The organism is Kineococcus radiotolerans SRS30216 = ATCC BAA-149 (assembly GCF_000017305.1).
Classification (GTDB): domain Bacteria; phylum Actinomycetota; class Actinomycetes; order Actinomycetales; family Kineococcaceae; genus Kineococcus; species Kineococcus radiotolerans.
The window spans coordinates 897569-917372 of sequence record NC_009664.2; the positions used below are offsets into that span (position 1 = coordinate 897569).

General features: G+C 75.8%; 16 protein-coding genes. 8 read left to right on the forward strand and 8 right to left on the reverse strand.

The features are described 5' to 3' along the window. Positions 1-20 precede the first annotated feature (20 nt). Positions 21-4049, reverse strand: a complete 4029-nt coding sequence (locus KRAD_RS04420; RefSeq protein WP_012084323.1) for a bifunctional nitrate reductase/sulfite reductase flavoprotein subunit alpha — start codon at positions 4047-4049, stop codon at positions 21-23. Positions 4050-4247: 198 nt separating this feature from the next. Here KRAD_RS04420 and KRAD_RS04425 point away from each other — a divergent pair, with 198 nt between their 5' ends. From KRAD_RS04425 to KRAD_RS04455, 7 genes are read left to right on the forward strand one after another with little or no spacing between them, the layout of a single operon-like run. Beyond that, positions 4248-5657, forward strand: a complete 1410-nt coding sequence (locus KRAD_RS04425) for an MFS transporter (protein WP_012084324.1) — start codon at positions 4248-4250, stop codon at positions 5655-5657. A 13-nt stretch (positions 5658-5670) separates the two neighbouring features. Continuing rightward, positions 5671-6018, forward strand: coding sequence for a hypothetical protein (locus KRAD_RS04430; RefSeq protein ID WP_012084325.1), 348 nt, complete (start codon positions 5671-5673; stop codon positions 6016-6018). Position 6019: 1 nt separating this feature from the next. Continuing rightward, the gene (gene nirB / locus KRAD_RS04435; protein WP_012084326.1) at positions 6020-8632 is read left to right on the forward strand and encodes a nitrite reductase large subunit NirB; all 2613 of its coding nucleotides are present in this window, start codon (positions 6020-6022) and stop codon (positions 8630-8632) included. Next, on the forward strand, positions 8629-8949 hold the full coding sequence (locus KRAD_RS04440; protein ID WP_012084327.1) for a Rieske (2Fe-2S) protein: 321 nt from the start codon (positions 8629-8631) through the stop codon (positions 8947-8949). Before nirB ends, KRAD_RS04440 begins: the two co-directional genes overlap by 4 nt. After that, complete coding sequence (gene cobA / locus KRAD_RS04445) at positions 8946-10211, forward strand: uroporphyrinogen-III C-methyltransferase (RefSeq protein ID WP_012084328.1); 1266 nt, start codon at positions 8946-8948, stop codon at positions 10209-10211. The genes KRAD_RS04440 and cobA overlap by 4 nt, the downstream gene beginning before the upstream one ends. Continuing rightward, positions 10208-11371: a uroporphyrinogen-III synthase gene (locus tag KRAD_RS04450; RefSeq protein ID WP_012084329.1), complete on the forward strand. Its 1164-nt coding sequence runs from the start codon at positions 10208-10210 to the stop codon at positions 11369-11371. The genes cobA and KRAD_RS04450 overlap by 4 nt, the downstream gene beginning before the upstream one ends. Then, positions 11368-12195, forward strand: coding sequence for a sirohydrochlorin chelatase (locus KRAD_RS04455; RefSeq protein ID WP_012084331.1), 828 nt, complete (start codon positions 11368-11370; stop codon positions 12193-12195). Before KRAD_RS04450 ends, KRAD_RS04455 begins: the two co-directional genes overlap by 4 nt. Here KRAD_RS04455 and KRAD_RS04460 read toward each other — a convergent pair. Next, positions 12150-13079: a 2-hydroxyacid dehydrogenase gene (locus KRAD_RS04460; RefSeq protein ID WP_012084332.1), complete on the reverse strand. Its 930-nt coding sequence runs from the start codon at positions 13077-13079 to the stop codon at positions 12150-12152. The two genes, KRAD_RS04455 and KRAD_RS04460, sit on opposite strands and share 46 nt — an antisense overlap. A gap of 67 nt (positions 13080-13146) precedes the next feature. Between KRAD_RS04460 and KRAD_RS04465 the strand changes: the two genes are divergently transcribed. After that, positions 13147-14346, forward strand: a complete 1200-nt coding sequence (locus KRAD_RS04465) for a PQQ-dependent sugar dehydrogenase (RefSeq protein ID WP_012084333.1) — start codon at positions 13147-13149, stop codon at positions 14344-14346. A 21-nt stretch (positions 14347-14367) separates the two neighbouring features. On the opposite strand, the gene KRAD_RS04470 is transcribed toward KRAD_RS04465, so the two are convergent. The 6 genes from KRAD_RS04470 to gatC form a co-directional block, all read right to left on the reverse strand. Next, positions 14368-14910 (reverse strand): methyltransferase family protein, encoded by a 543-nt coding sequence (locus tag KRAD_RS04470; RefSeq protein WP_049821066.1) that lies wholly within the window; start codon positions 14908-14910, stop codon positions 14368-14370. Then, on the reverse strand, positions 14907-15320 hold the full coding sequence (locus KRAD_RS04475) for a hypothetical protein (RefSeq protein ID WP_041291896.1): 414 nt from the start codon (positions 15318-15320) through the stop codon (positions 14907-14909). Before KRAD_RS04475 ends, KRAD_RS04470 begins: the two co-directional genes overlap by 4 nt. Positions 15321-15432: 112 nt before the next feature. Continuing rightward, a complete protein-coding gene (locus KRAD_RS23940; RefSeq protein WP_012084336.1) occupies positions 15433-16131 on the reverse strand; it encodes a hypothetical protein in 699 nt (232 codons plus the stop codon). A gap of 206 nt (positions 16132-16337) precedes the next feature. Beyond that, positions 16338-17855: an Asp-tRNA(Asn)/Glu-tRNA(Gln) amidotransferase subunit GatB gene (gene gatB, locus KRAD_RS04485; protein WP_012084337.1), complete on the reverse strand. Its 1518-nt coding sequence runs from the start codon at positions 17853-17855 to the stop codon at positions 16338-16340. Continuing rightward, the gene (gatA, locus tag KRAD_RS04490) at positions 17852-19402 is read right to left on the reverse strand and encodes an Asp-tRNA(Asn)/Glu-tRNA(Gln) amidotransferase subunit GatA (protein WP_012084338.1); all 1551 of its coding nucleotides are present in this window, start codon (positions 19400-19402) and stop codon (positions 17852-17854) included. The genes gatB and gatA overlap by 4 nt, the downstream gene beginning before the upstream one ends. Continuing rightward, complete coding sequence (gene gatC, locus KRAD_RS04495) at positions 19399-19698, reverse strand: Asp-tRNA(Asn)/Glu-tRNA(Gln) amidotransferase subunit GatC (RefSeq protein ID WP_012084339.1); 300 nt, start codon at positions 19696-19698, stop codon at positions 19399-19401. The genes gatA and gatC overlap by 4 nt, the downstream gene beginning before the upstream one ends. Positions 19699-19804 lie beyond the last annotated feature (106 nt).

The window sequence follows — 19804 nt, forward strand, 5'->3', positions numbered from 1 at the left end:
GGTCCGAGGCGCGCCCTGGGTCAGTAGACGTCGCGGACGTAGCGCTTCGCGGCCACCATCTCCCGGACGTGCAGGGCGGCGTCCTCCTCGCTCATGCCCCCGTGCTCGGCCACCACCCGGCGCAGGGCGGCGTCGACGTCCTTGGCCATCCGGGAGGCGTCGCCGCAGACGTAGACGTGGGCGCCGTCGGCGATCCAGCGCCACAGCTGGGCTCCGTGGGCCAGGACGCGGTCCTGCACGTAGACCTTCTCGGGCTGGTCGCGGGAGAAGGCGAGGCTGAGGCGGGTGAGGAACCCCTCGTCGCGCCAGCCCTCGAACTCCTCCCGGTAGTACCAGTCGGTGGCCGAGCTGCGCTCGCCGAAGAACAGCCAGTTGGGGCCACCGGCCCCGTGCGCCCGCCGGTGCTGCAGGAACGCGCGGAAGGGCGCCACGCCGGTGCCCGGCCCGATCATCACCACCGGCACGTCGGGGTCGGCCGGGGGCCGGAAGGCCGGCGCGGGCTGCACGAAGACCCGCACCTCTTTCCCCGCGGCCCGGTCGGCGAGGAAGGTGGAGCAGACCCCCTGCCGCAGCGGGTCCCCGAAGCGGACCGTCGAGACGGTGAGCTGGACCTCGCCGGGGTGGGCCTCGGGCGCGGAGGAGATCGAGTACTGCCGCGGCTGGAGGGGTTTGAGCAGGTTGAGCCACTCCGCGGGCTCGGCGTGGGCGGGGAACTGCCGGAGCACGTCGAGGGTCTGGCGCTCCCGGGCCCACTCCGCGGTGCGCGCCGGGCCCTCGGCGAGGACCCGGGCCAGCCCCTCCTCCCGCGAGCGCTGCGCGACGAACCGGAGCAGGTCCGGGGCGGGGCGGGTGAGGTCCAGCGCGGTCAGGGCCGCGGGGTCGACACCGGTCGCGGCGGCGAACGCCTCGACGACGGCGGGGTCGTTCTCGGGCCAGACGCCCAGGGAGTCCCCGGCGTGGTGCTCCAGGCCGCCGTCGCGGGCCAGCCCGATCTGGCGGACCTCCTTCGTCGAGCCCGCGGCGTTGAGCCGGACGTTGCGCACCAGCCGGCTGCGGTAGGGGTCCTTGCGGGTGGGCCGGGTGGGGGCCAAGCGCGGGGCGGGGACCAGCGCGGTGGAAGGCGAGGGGGCGGTCGACGCGGCGGGGGCCGTGGGGGTGGGCGAGCGGCGGGCCAGCAGGTCGAGGACGCGGGCGCTCCACTCCGCGGCGCGCTGGTCCTCCCCCGGTTCGCACTCCACGCGGTCCAGCAGCCGCTGCGCGCCGAGCTCGGCCAGGCGCTCGTCGAGGCGGCGGCCGTGGCCGCAGAAGTCGGCGTAGCTGGAGTCGCCGAGCGCGAGCACCGCGAAACCGCGCCCCTCCAGGCGGGGGGCGGCGGGCCCGGACAGCGCGTCCCAGAACGACTCCCCGTTGTCCGGCGGGCCCCCGTCCCCGAAGGTGCTGGACACCAGCAGCGTGGTCGTCGCCGCGCCGAGCCGCTCCGGGGTCACCTCGTCCATCCCGAACACCCCGACGCGGACCCCGGCGGCCTCCAGCGCGGCGGCGGCGGAGCGGGCGTGCTCCTCCGCCCCCCCGGTCTGGGAGGCCCAGAGCACGAGGACGTCGGGCGCCGGCGCGGGCTCGGCGGAACCCACGGATCCCGCGGATACCGCCGGTGCCGGGGAGGCGAACGTCCCGGCCAGGAACCCCTCCACCCAGGCCCGGTCGCCGTCGGCGAAGGGCGCGGAGGCCGGCAGCACCGGCACGAAGCCCGGGGCCTCCCCCAGGGCGTGCAGGAACCCGTCCAGGTAGCGGGTCTGCCGCTCGTCGAGGACGGGCGGACCGCCCCGGCCCACGGTGGCGGGGAGGGCGGGAGCGGCGGGGACGGCGGCCTCGACCCGGGTGAGCTGCACGGCGCACACCTTGAACTCCGGCTGGAAGCTCTCCGGGTCCACCGCGTCGTGGGTGACGGCGTTGACCGCCAGGTCCTCCCCGAACGCGTCGTTCCAGTGGAAGGGCGCGAAGCAGCACCCGGGCAGGACGCGGTCGGTGACGACGGCCGGGAGCACCACCCGCCCCCGGCGGGAGACCACCTCGACCCGGTCGCCCTCCGCGACCCCCAGCCGGGCGGCGTCCTCGGGGTTCACCTCCAGGAACGGCCCGGGGTTCAGCTTCTCCAGCTTCGCCACCTTCCCCGTCTTGGTGCGGGTGTGCCACTGGTGCTGCACGCGGCCGGTGTTGAGGACGAACGGGTGCTCGTCGTCGGGCAGCTCCGCGGCCGGGACGAAGGGCCGGGGCCAGAACACCGCCCGCCCCGACGGGGTGGGGAAGGCCAGCGGCGGCACCGTCCCGTCCTCGCGCACCAGGAGGTCCTGGCTGACCCCGTCGTTGAGGTAGCGCACGGGGTGGCGGTCCACGCCGTCGCCCGGGGGCGCGGGCCACTGCACGGGACCGGAGCGCAGCCGCTCGTGGTCCACCCCGCGCAGGTCGTAGCCGGTGCGCGGGTTGGAGAAGCGGCGGATCTCCTCGAACACGTCCGCGGCGCACCCGTAGGCGAAGTGGTCGCCGAAGCCGAGGGCGCGGGCGACGTCGGCGATGAGCTGCCAGTCCGGGCGGGCGTCACCCACGGGGTCGGCCGCCTGCGGCAGCAGCGTCATGGTCCGCTCGGAGTTGACGCTCACCTGGTCCGACTCCGCCCACAGCGCCGCCGGCAGCAGGACGTCGGCGAAGGCGGTGGTCTCGGTCTCGGCGAAGGCGTCCTGCACCACGACGAACTCGCAGCGCCGCAGCGCCTCCACGACCGTGGACCGGTTGGCGACCGAGGCGACGGGGTTGGTGCAGATGATCCAGCAGGCCTTCACCTCCCCGGCCGCCATCCGGGAGAACAGGTCGATCGTCCCCGTCCCGACGTCGGTCCGCAGCGTGCCCGGTTCCAGCCCCCACACGCTCTCGGTGAAGTCCCGGTCGCGGGGGTCCAGCACCGAGCGCTGCCCCGGCAGCCCCGGGCCCATGTAGCCCATCTCCCGCCCGCCCATGGCGTTGGGCTGACCGGTGAGCGAGAACGGGCCGCTGCCCCGGCGGCAGATCGCCCCGGTGGCCAGGTGCAGGTTCACCAGCGCGTTGGTGTTCCAGGTGCCGTGGACGCTCTGGTTCAGCCCCATCGTCCAGCAGCTCATCCACTCCCCCGCCCCGGCGATGAGGTCCGCGGCGGCGCGCAGGTCGGCCTCGGCGACGCCGGTGAGCTCGCTCACCCGGGCCGGCGGGTGGTCGGCGACGACCCCGGCCATCCCCTCCCAGCCGGTGGTGGCGGTGGCGATGAACTCCTCGTCGACGGCGCCGGCCTCCACCAGCAGGTGCAGCAGCCCGTTGAGCAGCGCCAGGTCGGTGCCCGGGCGCACCTGCAGGAAGAGGTCGGCGGCCTCGGCGGTGGCCGTCCGGCGCGGGTCGACCACGATGAGCTTGGCCCCCGCCCGGACGCGGTCCATCATCCGCAGGAAGAGGATCGGGTGGCAGTCGGCGGTGTTGGAGCCGATGACGAGGAACACGTCGGCGTGGTCGAAGTCCTCGTAGGACCCCGGCGGGCCGTCCGAGCCCAGCGACTGCTTGTAGCCCGTCCCCGCGCTGGCCATGCACAGGCGCGAGTTCGACTCGATCTGGTTGGTCCGCAGGAAGCCCTTGGTGAGCTTGTTCGCCAGGTACTGCGCCTCCACCGACATCTGCCCCGAGACGTAGACGGCGACGGCGTCCGGGCCGTGCTCGGCCACGACCTCGGCGAAGCGCTGCGCCACCGTCCCCACGGCGTCGCGGACCGGGGCGGGGCGGGGCTCGCCGCCGCGGGTCTCGCGCACCGCGGCCTGCTGCAGCCGGCCCGGGGCGGCCATGAAGTCCGCGCTGGTGGCGCCCTTGGTGCACAGCCGCCCCGCGTTGGCCGGGTGCTGCCGGTCCCCGGTGACCCCGGCGACCCGGCGGCGCCCGGTCTCGGGGTCGGTCACCACGTCCAGGAGCACCCCGCAGCCGACCCCGCAGTAGGAGCAGGCGCTGCGCACGCGGGCGGGGGTCTCGGGAGCGGTCACGGAGGGAGTCAACGCGCTCGCCGTTGCCCGGTGGTTACCCCCGTGTTGCGACCGTGGTGCGCTCTCCTCACAGCGGCGGGCCGGTCCGGTGAGGACAACGTCACGCAGGTGCAACGGCGCACGCGACCGGCTGTAACGCGGCCTGCCTAGCTTCGTCGCCGAAGCGCAGTCCACCCCTGGCCCCGAAGGGACCCCGCGATGGCCGTCACCAACGACCGCACCGGCTCGGCCGGCCCGCACCTCGCCGTCGGCACGATCCCCGCCCCCCGCGCCGGCCGCTGGGTGGACCACTACGACCCCGAGGACCAGGAGCAGTGGCGGACCACCGGGCGCCGCGCGGCCAAGCGCAACCTGTGGCTGTCCATCTTCGCGGAGTTCCTCGGCTTCTCCGTCTGGCAGCTGTGGACGATCGTCACGCCCTCGCTGAACGCCGCCGGCTTCTCGCTGACCGACGACCAGAAGTTCTGGCTCATCGCCATCCCCAACCTCGTCGGGGCGACGCTGCGCTTCCCGTACACCTTCGCGGTGCCGAAGTTCGGCGGGCGCAACTGGACGATCGTCTCGGCGCTGCTGCTCGTCGTCCCCTGCGTCGGGCTCGCGATCGTCGTGCAGAACCCGCAGACCCCGTTCTGGCTCATGGTGCTGGTGGCCGCGACGGCCGGGGTCGGCGGCGGGAACTTCGCCAGCAGCATGGCCAACATCTCCTTCTTCTACCCCGAGCGGGAGAAGGGCGCCGCCCTCGGGCTCAACGCGGCCGGTGGCAACCTCGGCGTGGCCGTCGTGCAGCTGGTGATGCCCATCGTCGTGGTCGTCGGCGGCGGGCTGGCCCTGGAGCGCGCCGGGCTGGTCGTCATCCCGCTGGCGATCCTCGCCGCGGTCCTCGCCTGGCGGTACATGGACAACCTCTCCACCGCCAAGGCGGACCTGGCCGGCTACGCCGCCGCGGTGCGCAACAAGCACACCTGGATCATCTCGTTCCTCTACATCGGGACGTTCGGGTCGTTCATCGGCTACGCCGGGGTGTTCCCCACCCTCATCCAGCGGGAGTTCCCGGGCATCGCCTTCGACTGGGGCTTCATCGGGCTGCCGGCGGTGCCGCTGACGCTGGCGTTCCTCGGGGCCCTGGTGGGCTCGCTGGCCCGCCCCTCCGGGGGCCGCCTCGCCGACAGGCTGTCCGGCGCCAACGTCAGCATCGCGGCCTACCTCGTGATGTCGCTGGGTGCGGTCGGGGTCATCGCCTCGATCAGCGCCGGCACCTTCGCCGGGTTCTTCGCCAGCTTCCTGCTGCTCTTCGTCGCCACCGGCGTCGGCAACGGCTCGGTGTACCGGATGATCCCGGCGATCTTCCGCGCCGGGATCGACCCCACCGACACCGCGGCGATGGTGCTGGCCAAGCGCAAGGCCGCGGCCTGCATCGGGATCGCCGCCGGCATCGGCGCCTACGGCGGGTTCATCATCCCGCGCGTCTTCGCCGCCTCGATCTCCGGCAGCGGGTCCCTGCAGCCCGCGCTCGTCGGCTTCATCGCCTTCTACCTGGTCTGCGCCGTGGTCACCCTGGCCGTCTACAAGGCCGGACGCGCCCAGCGCTTCGCCGGCGCCCAGATCTGAGAGAGGAACCCCCGTGAGCTCGACCCCCCGCTTCCTGCAAGGTGCCCACCCCTTCACCGGGGCCGGCCTGGAGAAGCTCGTGGCCCTGGAGGGGCTGCCCGCCTACACCGTCCCCGACGGGGCCCGCGCCCAGGCCGTCTACTTCCGCGGCGGCAACTCCACCGACGAGATGGTGGTCGTGGCCCTGCTGCGCGACGGGGTGACGATGCGCCTGTTCCCGCTGGCCGCCAAGGGCTCGGTGCACGTGCCGCTGCGCATCGTGGAGGACGTCGAGGCCCCCTCGACGCTGGAGCTGCGGGTCGCCGCCCCCGAGGGGCTCACCGGCACCGTCGTCGTCGACCTCGGACTCGTGGAGGTCTGACGTGACCGAGACGACCGCCACCGCCACCGTCCCCGCCCAGCGCCGCCCGCAGCGCCGCCTCGTGGTGGTGGGCAACGGGATGGCCGGGATCCGCGCCGTGGAGGAACTGCTGGAGCGCGGCGGTTCCGACCAGTTCGCCATCACCGTCTTCGGCGACGAGCCGTACGGGAACTACAACCGCATCATGCTGTCCCACGTGCTGTCCGGGGAGGAGACCGAGGAGGGCATCTTCCTCAACACCCTGCCCTGGTACGCCGAGAACGGCATCGACCTGCGCGCCGGGGTGCGGGTGGACCGCATCGACCGCTTCGCCAAGGTCGTCCACGACGCCGACGGGGGGCAGACCCTCTACGACGTCCTGCTCCTCGCGACGGGGTCCACGCCGTTCTTCCCCACCATGGAGGGCCTGCACCGCCCCGACGGCACCGTGCTGGACGGGGTGTTCGGGTTCCGGACCCTCGACGACGCCCGGTCGCTGCTCACCGCGGCCCGCACCCACCGGCGCGCCGTCGTCATCGGGGGCGGGCTGCTCGGCCTGGAGGCCGCGCACGGCCTGGCGACCCACGGCCTCGAGGTGCACCTCGTCCACTCCCCCCAGCACCTGATGAACCAGCAGCTCGGGCCCGAGGCCGGGCGCGTGCTGCGCCGCAAGATCGAGGAGCTCGGCATCCGGGTCCACACCGGCGTCCGCACCCGTGGCCTGCGCGGCACCGACCGGGTCACCGGCGTGGAACTGCCCGACGGCACGGTGCTCGACGCGGACTTCGTCGTCGTCGCCGCGGGCATCCGGCCCAACACCGACGTCGCCCTGCGCTCGGGCCTGGAGGTCCAGCGCGGGGTCGTCGTGGACGACCGGATGCAGTGCAGCGCCGGGGAGGAGGGGGAGGAGGGGACCGCGGACGGGATCTACGCCGTCGGGGAGTGCGTGCAGCACCGCGGCCAGACCTACGGGCTGGTGGCGCCGCTGTGGGACCAGGCCGGGGTCCTGGCCGACCACCTCACCGGTTCCCGCCCCGACGCGGCCTACCACGGCTCGCGGACCTCGACCAAGCTCAAGGTCGCCGGGGTCGACGTCGTGGCCATGGGCCTGGCCGGGCCCGAGCGCGACGACGACGAGTTCGTCGTGTTCTCCGAACCCCACCGCGGGGTGTACCTCAACGTCGTCATCCGCGACGGGCGCCTGGTGGGCGCCACGCTGCTCGGCGACGTGCGCAAGACCGCGTTCCTCACCCAGGCCTTCGACCAGGGCCTGCCGCTGCCCGAGGAACGCATGAGCCTGCTGTTCGACCTCGGCTCCCCCGACGAGGCGACCTCGGTCGCCGAGCTCGCCGACGACGTCCAGGTCTGCAACTGCAACGGCGTGACCAAGGGGAAGATCGTCGACGCCGTCGCCGGCGGCTGCACCTCGGTCAACGCGGTCATGGGCAAGACCAAGGCCGGCAAGGGCTGCGGGTCCTGCAAGACCCTGGTGGAGCAGGTCACCGAGTGGGCCGCCGGCGGGAACCTCACCGTCGACGAGAGCGCGAACTGGTACGTCCCGGCGATCCCGCTGGCCAAGCCGGAGCTCATGGCCGCGATCCGCGAGCGCCGGCTGAAGTCGGTCTCGGCGGTGTTCCGCGAACTCGCCCCCGGCGGGGTCGAGGACGCGAAGTCGAAGATGGGCCTGACCTCGCTGCTGCGGATGATGTGGCCCGAGGGCCTGGACCAGGACGAGCGCGACGGCCGGTTCATCAACGACCGGGTGCACGCCAACATCCAGCGCGACGGGACGTTCTCGGTGGTCCCGCAGATGAAGGGCGGGGTGACGACCGCCGAGCAGCTCCGCAAGATCGCCGACGTCGCCGACAAGTACGACGTCGGCATGATCAAGGTCACGGGCGGGCAGCGGGTGGACCTGCTGGGGATCCGCAAGGAGGACCTGCCGAAGGTCTGGGCGGACCTGGGGATGCCCTCGGGCTACGCCTACGGCAAGAGCTTCCGGACGGTGAAGACGTGCGTGGGCACCGACTTCTGCCGCTTCGGGCTGGGCGACTCCACCCAGCTCGGCATCGACCTCGAGACCCGCTTCCAGGGGGTCGAGACCCCGGCGAAGCTGAAGCTGGGCGTCGTCGGCTGCCCCCGCAACTGCGCGGAGGCCTACGTCAAGGACATCGGGGTCGTCGCGATCGGCGCGGGCAAGTGGGAGGTGTACGTCGGTGGGGCCGCCGGCGCCTCCGTGCGCAAGGGCGACCTGCTGGCCACGGTGGACTCCCCCGAGGAGGTCATCACCCTGACGGGGCGGTTCATCCAGTTCTACCGGGAGTGGGGCAACTGGCTGGAGCGCACCTACGAGTTCGTGCCCCGCCTGGGGCTGGACCGGGTGAAGAAGGTCCTGCTGGAGGACTCCGACGGCCTCGTGGCCGGTCTGGACGAGCGGATGCAGGCGACGGTGGACAACTACCGCGACCCGTGGCTGGAGGGCCGGGAACCGGTCACCGAGGGGCAGTTCCGCCCCGCGCTGCCGCTGGTGGACCTGCCGCTGGTGCCCGGCCGCCCCGCCGGGGCCCCCGGCGGGACGACCGTCGCCCTGCCGCTGCCCACCGCCCGTCCCGACTCGCTGAGGGTGCCCCGATGACCGCCTCCACGACCACCACCCACGCGGTGTGCCCCGCGAGCGAGCTGCCGTTCGGGGAGGGCCGCACCTACGTCGTCGACGGGCAGCAGGTGGCGCTGTTCCGCCACCGCAGCGGCCGGGTGAGCGCCGTGCAGGCCGCCTGCCCGCACGCCGGCGGGCCGCTGGCCGACGGGCAGGTCGACGAGGGGGTCGTGGTGTGCCCGCTGCACCTGAACGCCTTCGACCTGCGCACGGGCGAGTCCACGACCGGGCAGGACCCGATCGCGGTGCACCCCTGCTCCGTCGGGGACGATGGTGTCGTGAGCGTGGTCCTGTGACCCCGGGCGGAGAGGAGGTCGGCGCGGTGGCCTACCCCCTGCACCTGGACGTCTCCGGGCGCCGCGTCCTCGTCGCCGGCGGGGGCCCGGTGGCCGCCCGCCGGGCCCGCGACCTCGTCGCCGCGGGCGCCGACGTGCTCGTGGTGGCCCCCGCGGTGTGCGAGGACCTGCGCGACCTGCTGCCGGACCTGACGTGGGAGCAGCGCGAGGTCGAACCCCGCGACGTCGCCGACGCGTGGCTGGTGCACACCGCCACCGGCGACCCCCGCGCCGACGCCGAGGTCGCCGCGGCCGCCGAGGCGCTGCGGGTGTGGTGCGTGCGCGCCGACGACGCCCGCGCCTCCAGCGCCTGGACGCCGTCGGTGGTCCGCCGCGAGGGCGTGACGGTCTCGGTGACCGCCGGGGGCGACCCGCGGCGCGCCCGGGGCCTGCGGGAGGCCCTCTCGCGGTGGCTGGACTCCGGGGCCGCACCGCTGCGCCGCCGCCGTCCCGGGGCCGGGCGCGTCACGCTGGTGGGCGGGGGCCCCGGCGAGGTGGACCTGCTGACGCTGCGCGGGCGCCGGCGCCTCGCCGAGGCCGACGTCGTCGTGGTGGACCGCCTGGCGCCCACGGCCGTCCTCGACGAGCTGGACCCCGACGTGCAGGTCGTCGACGTGGGCAAGACCCCCGACCACCACCCGGTGCCCCAGGAGGAGATCAACCGCATCCTCGTCGAGCACGCGCGGGCCGGGCGGCGGGTCGTGCGCCTCAAGGGCGGCGACAGCTACGTCCTGGGCCGCGGCGGCGAGGAGGTCCTGGCCTGCCGCGCCGCCGGGGTGGAGGTCGAGGTGGTGCCGGGGGTGACGAGCGCGTTCGCCGTGCCCGCCGCGGCCGGGATCCCGGTCACCCACCGGGGGCTGTCGCGGTCGGTGACGGTGGTCAGCGGGCACGAGGACGTCGACGCCGCCACCCTGGCCCGGCTGGACGGGACGGTCGTCTTCCTCATGGGGGTGACGATGCTGCCGCGGCTGTGCGCGGACCTGGTGGCCGCGGGCAAGCCCGCCTCCACCCCGGTGGCGATCGTGGAGAACGGCTGGCGCCCGGACCAGCGCACGACCCGCGGCACGCTGGGCGACATCGCGGCAACCGCCGCCCGGCGCGGGGTGCGCTCCCCCGCGGTGATCGTGGTCGGCGCCGTGGCGGGGCTGGCGGGGCTGGCGGGCGTGGCGGACGAGGAGGGCGTGACGGTGGGGCCCGACGTCGCCTACCGTCCGCTGTCGTGACCGATCCCACCCCGACCGAGGCCTCGGCCACCCCGACCACCCCGACCACCGCCCCGGAGGCGCCGCAGCTGCTGGGCGTGACCGTCGGCGTCACCAGCGACCGCCGCTCCGGCGACATGGTCGCCACCTTCGAGCGCAAGGGCGCCCGCGTCGTGCACGCCCCGACGATGCGGATCGTCCCCCTCACCGAGGACGACCAGCTGCTGGCCGAGACCCGCGACGTCATCGCCGACCCGCCCGACGACGTCCTCATCACCACCGGCATCGGGTTGCGGGGCTGGGTGGAGGCCGCCGACGCGGCCGGGCTGGCCGCGCCGCTGCTGGAGACGTTCGGGCGGGCGCGGTTGTTCGCGCGGGGCCCGAAGGCGACGGGGGTCATCCGGGCCAACGGGCTGCGGGAAGAGTGGTCGGCGGCCTCGGAGCAGACCGCGGAGGCCGTGCAGCGCCTGGTCACCGAGGGCGTCGCCGGCCGCTCCATCGTCGTGCAGCTGCACGGCGCGGCCGACCAGGACCAGCTGGAACCCCTGCGGGCGGCGGGGGCGCGGGTGCGCGGGGTCTCGGTCTACCGCTGGCTGCCCCCGGCCGACCCGGTCGCGGTGGAACGCCTCGTGGACCTCGTCGCGACCCGGCGGCTGGACGCGGTGACGTTCACCAGCGCCCCGGGCGCACTCGCCCTGCTGGAGGTCGCCCGGCGCCAGGGCCGCCTGGACGAGGTCGTCGCGGCCTGCGGGAACGGGGTCGTGGCCTGCGCCGTGGGCGACGTGACCGCCGAACCCCTGCGCGCGGTGGGTGTCGAACCGCTGATCCCGGACCGGTGGCGCCTCGGCGCGCTGCTGCGCACCCTCACGACGCACCTGGCCGAGAACCCCCTGGCCTGCGTGGCGACGACCGCGGGGGTGCTGCGGCTGCGGGCCCAGGCCGCGGTCCTGGACGGGCAGGTGCTCGACCTGGCCCCGGGCCCGCTGGCCGTGCTGCGCCGCCTGGCCGAGGCCGGCGGCGCGGTGCTGAGCCGGGAGGACCTGCTGGCCGCGCTGCCGGGCGCCGCCGACGAGCACGCCGTGGAGGTGACGGTGGGCCGGTTGCGCTCGGCGCTGCCCAGCGCGGGACTGGTCCGCACCGTCGTCAAGCGCGGCTACCGGCTGGACGTGGTGCCCCGGTGAGCACCGCGCAGCAGACCCTGGAGGAGAACGTGACGGACACCCTGGAGGAGACCGTGGGCACCACCGTCGAGGACGCCCCGCAGGACGCGCGGCGCGGGACGGTCGGGGACCCGGTGCTGGTGGCCTGCTCGCACGGCACCCGCTCCGCACCGGGTCGCGCCGTGGTCGAGGCGCTGCGGGCGGCGGTCCGCGCGGCCCGGCCGGGGTTGCGGGTGGTGGCCGCGCACGTGGACGTGCAGGAACCGGAACTGGGCGCGGTGGTGGAGGAGCTGGTGGCCGGCGGGGAGCGCTGCGTCGTGGTCCCCCTGCTGCTCTCCAGCGGGTACCACGTGCGGGTCGACATCGCGCAGGCGTTGCGGGACACCGGGGGACGTGCCGTCGCCGCCCCCGCCCTGGGCCCGGACGAGGTCATCACCGCCGCGCTCGTGGACCGGCTGGAGGAGGCGCTGGGCACCCCCGTCGAGGAGTTCCCCGGCGCGGTCGTCCTCGCCGCGGCGGGGTCCTCCGACGCCCGCGCCGCCGCCGACGTGCAGGCCGCCGTCGCCTCGCTCTCGGCCCGCACCGGGCGGGCGGTGACGTCGGGTTTCCTCTCGGCCCAGGAACCCACCGTCGCCGACGCGGTGGCCGCCGCCCGCGCCGCGGGAGCGGCGGAGGTCGCCGTCGCCGGGTACCTGCTGGCGCCGGGGGTGTTCTCCGCCCGGCTGGCCGCGGCGGGAGCCGACGTGGTCGCCGAACCGCTGGGCGTGCACCCGGCCCTGGTGGACCTGGTGCTCGCCCGCTACGACGAGGCGGTGGCCGGGGCCACGACGTTGACCGGTTCCTGACCGGCCACCAACCGGGCGACCTGCTCGCGCAGCAGCCGCAGCATCCGCGGCCGGAACGCCGTGGAGTTCCCCCCGACGTGGGGGGTGACGACGACCCCCGGCAGCGACCACAGCTCGTGGTCGGCGGGCAGCGGCTCGGGGTCGGTGACGTCCAGCGCGGCCCGCAGCCGCCCGGTGCGCAGTTCCGCGACGAGGGCCGCGGTGTCGACGACCGGCCCGCGGGCGACGTTCACGAGCAGGGCCCCGTCCGGCATCGCGGCCAGGAAACCCGCCCCGGCCAGACCGCGGGTGGCGGCGGTGAGGGGGCAGGCCAGGACGACGACGTCGTGCTCGGGCAGCAGCCCGGGCAGCTCGCTGCTCGCGCGCACCGCGACCCCGTCCTGCACCCGGGCCCGGGTGCCGACCGCGGTCACCGCGCACTCGAAGGGGGCCAGGCGGTCGGCCACGGCCCGCCCCACCCCGCCCCAGCCCACGACCAGCACCCGCCGGTCGGCCAGCGACGTGCGCCGCGACGGCTTCCACTCCCCGGTCGCCATCGCGCGGACGTCGTCGTCCAGACCGCGCAGGGCGAGGATCGCCAGGCCGACGGCGAGCTCGGCCGTCGAGGTCTCGTGGACCCCGGCGGCGTTGCAGAGCAGCACCCCCGCGGGCAGCTGCTCGGGGACGCCGTCGTAGCCGATGGTCAGCAGCTGCACCGCGCGGGTCGCCGCGGGCAGCGCGGAGAGGTCCGGGGTCGCGACGTAGTCGGGGACGACGAGGTCGGGCGCGGGGTGCGGGGCGGGCCCGCGCCCGTCCCACACGACGACGTCGGCGCCCTCGACGGGACCGAGGGCCCGGACCCAGGACGCGGTGGGCAGGCTGACGACGATCCGACCGGCGCTCACCCGCGCACGCTACCCAGCCGGGCGCGGTGGTCGTGCGGGCGGGCGCCGCGGGGGTGACGATGGGTCGGTGCGCAGCCGACGTCAGGCCCTCCTCCCCGCCGCGCTCGCCGCCGCGCTGCTGACCGGCTGCGCCGGCGGGGACGACGCCGGCGCCCCGCCGTCCTCGGCGCCCGCCCCGTCCCCCGCCGCCTCGTCCCCGGCCCCCGCGGACCCGGCCCCCGCGGACCCGGCCCCCGCCCCGAGCACGACGTCGCCGGTGGACGCGCTCGCCGCGGCGACCGGCCTGCCGGGCGAACCCACCGACGTCGTGACCGGGCTGGACGTGCCCTGGGGGCTGGCCGTGCTGCCGGACGGGACGGCCCTGGTGACGTTGCGGGACGAGGCCCGCGTCGTGCGGGTGGGCCCGGGGGTGCTGACTGCGGTCGGCACCGAGGAACCCGACGGGAAGGTCCCCGGCGTGGTCCCCGGCGGCGAGGGCGGCCTGCTCGGGATCGCCCTCTCCCCCGGGTTCGCCACCGACGGGTTCGTCTACCTGTACCAGACCACGCGCGGGGACAACCGCGTCGTGCGCTACTCCCTGGCGGCGGACCGGCTGACGGGGGCGACCCCGGTGCTGACCGGGATCCCGAAGAACTCCACCCACAACGGGGGCCGCATCGCCTTCGGGCCCGACGGGATGCTCTACGTGGGCACCGGCGACGCGCAGGACCGCGCGGCGGCGCAGGACGTGAACTCCCTGGGCGGCAAGATCCTGCGGGTCGCCCCCGACGGTTCGGTCCCCGCGGGGAACCCGTTCCCCGGTTCGCGCACCTGGTCCTACGGGCACCGCAACCCGCAGGGCTTCGGCTGGGACGCCGGCGGTCGGCTCATCGCCGCGGAGTTCGGGCAGGACACCTGGGACGAGCTCAACGTCGTCCGCGCCGGGGGGAACCACGGGTGGCCCGAGGTCGAGGGACCCGGCGACGGCGGCGGGCGGTTCGTCGCCCCCGTGCAGACCTGGACCACGGACCAGGCCTCGCCCAGCGGGATCGTCGTGACACCGGACGCCGTGTACGTCGCGGCCCTGCGGGGGCAGAAGCTGTGGCGGGTCCCGCTGAACCCCGACGGTTCGACGGGGTCGCCGGACGCCTACCTCGACGGGACCCTGGGCCGGTTGCGGACCGTCGAGGTCGGCCCGGACGGGTCGTTGTGGGTCCTCACCTCCAACACCTTCCGCGGCCAGCCCCGCGCGGGGGACGACCGCCTGGTCCGGGTCCCGCTGCTCTGAGCCCGCCGGGCCGCGCGGCCCTCACCGCCCGGCCCGCGCGCGCCGGGGCCCGCGGCGGGGGACCCACAACGGCACCGAGCGCCGGTAGGCGGTGTACTCCGCGCCGAAGCGCGCGGCGAGGAAGCGCTCCTCCGAGGGGCGGATGCCCACGTGCCACAGCAGCGCGCCCGCCGGGGGGACCAGGAGGTAGAGGGGGGACCCCAGCACGAGCGCGACGCCGAGGGCCTGACCGACCCCGCTGACCGCCATCGGGTTGCGCACCCACCGGTAGGGGCCGTGCACGACGAGGCGGGCGGCGGCGTCGAACGGCACCGGGGTCCCCCCGCCGCGCGCCATCGCGAACGCGCACCGGACCCCGAGCGCGCTGGCGGCGGCGAGCAGGACCGGGCCCGTGACCGCGCCGCCCGGGACGACGAGGCGGTCCACCCCCGCCAGCCGCTCGGCCCCGCGCAGCACCGCGGGCAGCGCCACCAGGGCCAGGAACCACACCAGGAGCATCCAGCCCAGCGTCTTCGCGAGGTGGCGGCGGTGCGACGCGGGGCGCGCGACGCGGTAGAGCCTCACCGGGCCGCCCGGGAGACCGCGCGCAGGCAGAGCGCGCTGCCCGCGGTGGCGAGGACCATGGCCACCGCCCCCACCACGCCCTCGCCGCGGGCGGCGACGTGCCCGAGGGTCATGGCGGTGCTGTACCCGACCGCGCCGGTCGTGACCGCGACCGCGGCGAGCGCGGCGGGGCGGCCCCGGGCGACCAGGCGGGCGGCGAGCAGCGACGCCAGCCCGAACCCCACGTCCGGCAGCAGGAACGAGCGCAGCACCGACGGGTCCCCGAGCTCGAACGGCCCCCGGGCGGGCGGCCACGCCAGCAGGAGCGCCCACCACGCGGCGACCGCGACCCCCTGCGCGGCGAGGTACCCCGCGGCGAGGCGGGTCGTCGCCGCCCCCCGCGGGGTGGTGTCCCGGGCCGGTCCGATCACCGGCCCAGTCTGCCGCCGGGCCCCCGGTCCCGCGGCGGTCCCGGGGAACCCGCGGGGCGCGGCCCCGCCGCGGGCCGCCCGGGGCGGTGCCGCGGCGGGTCCGGCCGGAGCCTCAGGCGGCGGTGCCGGACGCGCTGCCCGTCGCGGTGCCGGACGCGCTGCCGGACGCGCTGCCGGACGCGCTGCCCGGCGTGCTGCCCGGCGCAGTGCCGTCGCCGTCCCGCCCGCCCGGGCCGCCCCCGCGACCCCCGGGTCCGCCGGTGGACTCCCGCTGCACCGCGGCGTCGATCCGCTCGGGCAGGTCCGCGGCGCGCTCGTCGGCCTCGGCCTGCGTGAGCCGGCCGTCGGCGACGGCCTGCCGGAGCCGTTCCTCCCCGGCCGCCACCAGGGCGTCGACGAGCGTCTGCCGGTCCACGTCGTGGGCGGCGGCCACGCCGGCCAGGGTGGCGCCCTCGGCCTGCAGCGCGGTGCGCAGGTCCGCGGCGCTGAGGCCGATGGTGGCGGCCGCGACGTCCAGGTCCACGCCCCGCCCGCCTCCGTGCCCGCCGCGCAGGGCGTCGCTGGTGCTGAGGGCGCTCGCGACGGTGTCGGCCTGGTCCTGGGTGAGCGTGCCGTCGCCCACCAGCCCGGCCAGGGCGTCCCGGAGGGCCTGCAGGCGGCCCCCCGCGCCCGCCTCGCTGCTCGTGGTCGTGCCCGAGCCGTCGGTGGTCGCGGCCGAGGCCAGCGGAGCGCTCAGCAGCAGCAGACCCAGTCCCCCGGCGGCGGCGGCGCCGACGGTGCCCGCCGCGACCGTCCTCTTGGTGATCTTCACGGTGTCCTCGTCCCCTCGCGACCGGGTCGTTCCCGGTACCCCTCCTGTGTCGCGGGAGAACCTGTGCCGCGCGTGTGCCGACGCTGTCGGGGGCCTGACGATCCAGGGCCCACCCGCCGGCGGGGGTGCGGACGGGGAGGACGCGGACGAGCGCGGCGACGCGCGGGAGGCGCGTCGCCGGGCTCGTCGTCACCGCCCCCGCGGGGTCAGCCCACGCGCTCCAGCACCAACTCGCGGATCCGGGCGGCGTCGGCCTTGCCGCGCATCTCCTTCATGACCTGGCCGATGAGCGCCCCCGCGGCCTGCGCCTTGCCGCCGCGGATCTTCTCCACGACGTCGGGGTTGGCGGCGAGGACCTTCTCGACCGCGGCGACCAGCGCGCCGTCGTCCTGCACGACGACCAGGCCGCGCGCCTCGACGACCTCGGCCACCGACCCCTCGCCGGCGAGGACGCCCTCCAGCGCCTCGCGCGCCAGGCGGTCGGTGAGCTTGCCCGCCTCGACCAGCGCGGCCAGCTCGGCGACGTCGGCCGGGCCCACCGCGAGGGCGGAGAGCTCGACGCCGTCGGCGTTGGCGCGGCGGGCCAGTTCACCGGACCACCACTTGCGCGCCGCGGCGGGCGAGGCGCCGGCGGCGACGGTGGCCTCGACGAGGTCGATGGCCCCGGCGTTGACGAGGTCGCGGAACTCCAGGTCGGAGAAGCCCCACTCGGCGTGCAGCCGCTTGCGGCGCTGGGCCGGGGGTTCCGGCAGCGCCGCCCGCAGCTCCTCGACCCACGCCCGGTCCGGGACGATGGGCACGAGGTCCGGCTCGGGGAAGTACCGGTAGTCCTCGGCGTCGGACTTCTCCCGGCCCGAGGTCGTCAGGCCGGTGTCCTCGTGCCAGTGCCGGGTCTCCTGGACGACCTTCGCGCCCGAGCGCAGGACGGCAGCGTGGCGGGAGACCTCGTAGCGGACGGCCCGTTCGACCGAGCGCAGCGAGTTGACGTTCTTCGTCTCCGACCGCGTCCCCAGCGGGGACTGCGGCGTCGGGCGCAGCGACAGGTTCACGTCGCAGCGCAGCGAGCCCTGCTCCATCTTGACGTCGGAGACGTCGAGGGAGCGCAGCACGTCGCGCAGGGCGGCGACGTAGGCGCGGGCCACGTCGGGCGCGCGGTCCCCGGTGCCCTCCAGGGGCCGGGTGACGATCTCGATGAGCGGGATCCCGGCGCGGTTGTAGTCGACGAGGGAGAACTCCGCGCCGTGGATGCGCCCGGTGGAGCCGCCGACGTGCAGCGACTTGCCGGTGTCCTCCTCCATGTGGGCGCGCTCGATGAGCACCCGGTAGGTGAAGGCCGGCTTCGTCCCGTCCTCGCTGGCCGGGACGTCGACGTCGAGGTACCCGTCGAAGGCGATCGGCTCGTCGTACTGCGAGGTCTGGAAGTTCTTGGGCATGTCCGGGTAGAAGTAGTTCTTCCGGGCGAACCTGCAGCGCTCGGCGATGGAGCAGTTCAGCGCCAGCCCGATCCGGATCGCCGACTCCAGCGCCTTGGCGTTGAGCACCGGCATGGCGCCCGGCAGACCCAGGGAGGTCGGGTCGACCTGGGTGTTCGGCTCGGCGCCGAACTCCGTGGGCGACCCGGAGAACATCTTCGTCGCGGTGTTCAGCTCGACGTGCACCTCGAGCCCGAGGACGGGGTCGAACTCCGCGACCGCCTCGTCGTAGTCGACCAGTTCGACGCTCACGCCGATGCCCCCTGCCACGTCGGAACCTGCGCGAGCAGCGGCCCGCCCCACTTGTCGTTCAACCGCGCCTCCAGCGCGGCCCCGACCCGGTACAGGCGGTCGTCGGCCTGCTGCGGGGCCAGGACCTGCAACCCGACCGGCAGCCCCTCGGAGAGCCCGCACGGCAGCGACATCCCCGGGATCCCGGCGAGGTTGGCCGGGATCGTCGCGACGTCGCCGGCGTACATCGCCAGCGGGTCGTCGAGCTTCTCGCCCAGGCGGTAGGCCACCGTCGGGGCGGTCGGGGAAACGAGCACGTCGACGGACCCGAAGGCCGCGTCGAAGTCGCGCTGCACGAGGGTGCGGACCTTCTGCGCGCTGCCGTAGTAAGCGTCGTAGTAGCCCGCCGACAGCGCGTAGGTGCCGAGGATGATCCGGCGCTTGGCCTCGTCGCCGAAACCGGCGGCGCGGGTGGCGCGCATGACGGCCTCGGCGGTGACGTGCTCCCCCTCGGGGACGACGCGCAGGCCGTAGCGCATGCCGTCGAACTTGGCGAGGTTGCTGGACGCCTCGCTGGGCAGGATCAGGTAGTACGCGGCGAGCGCGTGGACGATGTTCGGCAGGCTGAGCTCGACGACCTCCGCGCCCGCGGCGCGCAGCTCGGTCAGGGACTCCTCGAAGCGGGCGAGGACGCCCGGTTCGTAGCCCTCCCCGGACAGCTCCCTCACGACCCCGACCCTCACCCCGGCGAGGTCGCCGGTGGCGCCCAGGCGCGCGGCCCCGACGACGTCGGGGACGGCGGCGGGGATCGACGTCGAGTCGTAGGGGTCGTGCCCGGCGATGACGGCGTGCAGCAGCGCGGTGTCGAGCACCGTCCGCGCGCACGGGCCGGCCTGGTCCAGCGAGCTGGCCAGCGCGATGAGGCCGTAGCGGGAGACCGCGCCGTAGGTGGGCTTGACGCCGACGGTGCCGGTGACGGCCGCGGGCTGGCGGATGGAGCCGCCGGTGTCCGAGCCGATGGTCAGCGGCGCCTCGAACGCCGCGAGCGCCGCCGCGGACCCGCCGCCGGACCCGCCGGGGATCCGGGTGGGGTCCCACGGGTTGCGGGTCACGCCGTAGGCGGAGTGCTCGGTGGTGGAGCCCATGGCGAACTCGTCCATGTTGGTCTTGCCGAGGACGACGAGCCCGGCGGCGTGCAGCTCGCGCACGACGGTGGCGTCGTACGGCGGGACCCAGCCCTGCAGCATCCGCGACCCGGCGGTGGTGGGCAGGCCCTTGGTGGTCAGGACGTCCTTGACCCCGATCGGCACCCCGGCCAGCGGGCCGAGCTCGGCGCCGGCGGCGCGGTCGGCGTCGATCTGCCGGGCGCGGGCCAGGGCGCCCTCGTGGTCGACGTGCAGGAAGGCGTGCACGCCGGTCTCGCCGGCCCCCGAGGTGGGCCCGTCGACGGCGTCGATGCGGTCCAGGTGGGCGCGGGTGACCTCCTCGGCGGAGACCTCCCCCGCGCGCAGCGCCTCGGAGAGCCGGGCGGCGTCCCAGCGGACGAGTTCGCTCGCGGAGCCGCTCACGCCTCCTCCCCCAGGATCTGCGGGACGCGGAAGCGGCCGTCCTCGCTGGCCGGGGCACCGGCGAGGGCCTCCTCGGCGGTCAGGCCGGGACGCACGACGTCGGGGCGGGTGACGTTGGTCAGGGGCACGGGGTGCGAGGTCGCGGGCACGTCGTCGGTGACGACGGAGGCCACCTGGGCCACGGCATCGAGGACCGCGTCGAGCTGACCCGCCATGCGGTCCAGCTCCTCGTCGGTCATGTCGATGCGCGCCAGGCGCGCGAGGTGCTCGACCTCGGATCGGGAGATGGCGGACACGACCGGGAGTCTATTCGTGCGGGCGGGGGCGGGGTCCGGCCACGGGCCGCGGGAGCGCGGCGGCGGGGGTCGCGTGGCCGGTGGCGGGGGGGTGGGCCGGGTTGAG

What these genes read in the sequence shown, in the direction of transcription:
- KRAD_RS04440 (WP_012084327.1), top strand. Translation starts at nt 8,629, where the DNA reads ATGACCGCCTCCACGACCACCACCCACGCGGTGTGCCCCGCGAGCGAG.
- KRAD_RS04425 (WP_012084324.1), top strand. Translation starts at nt 4,248, where the DNA reads ATGGCCGTCACCAACGACCGCACCGGCTCGGCCGGCCCGCACCTCGCC.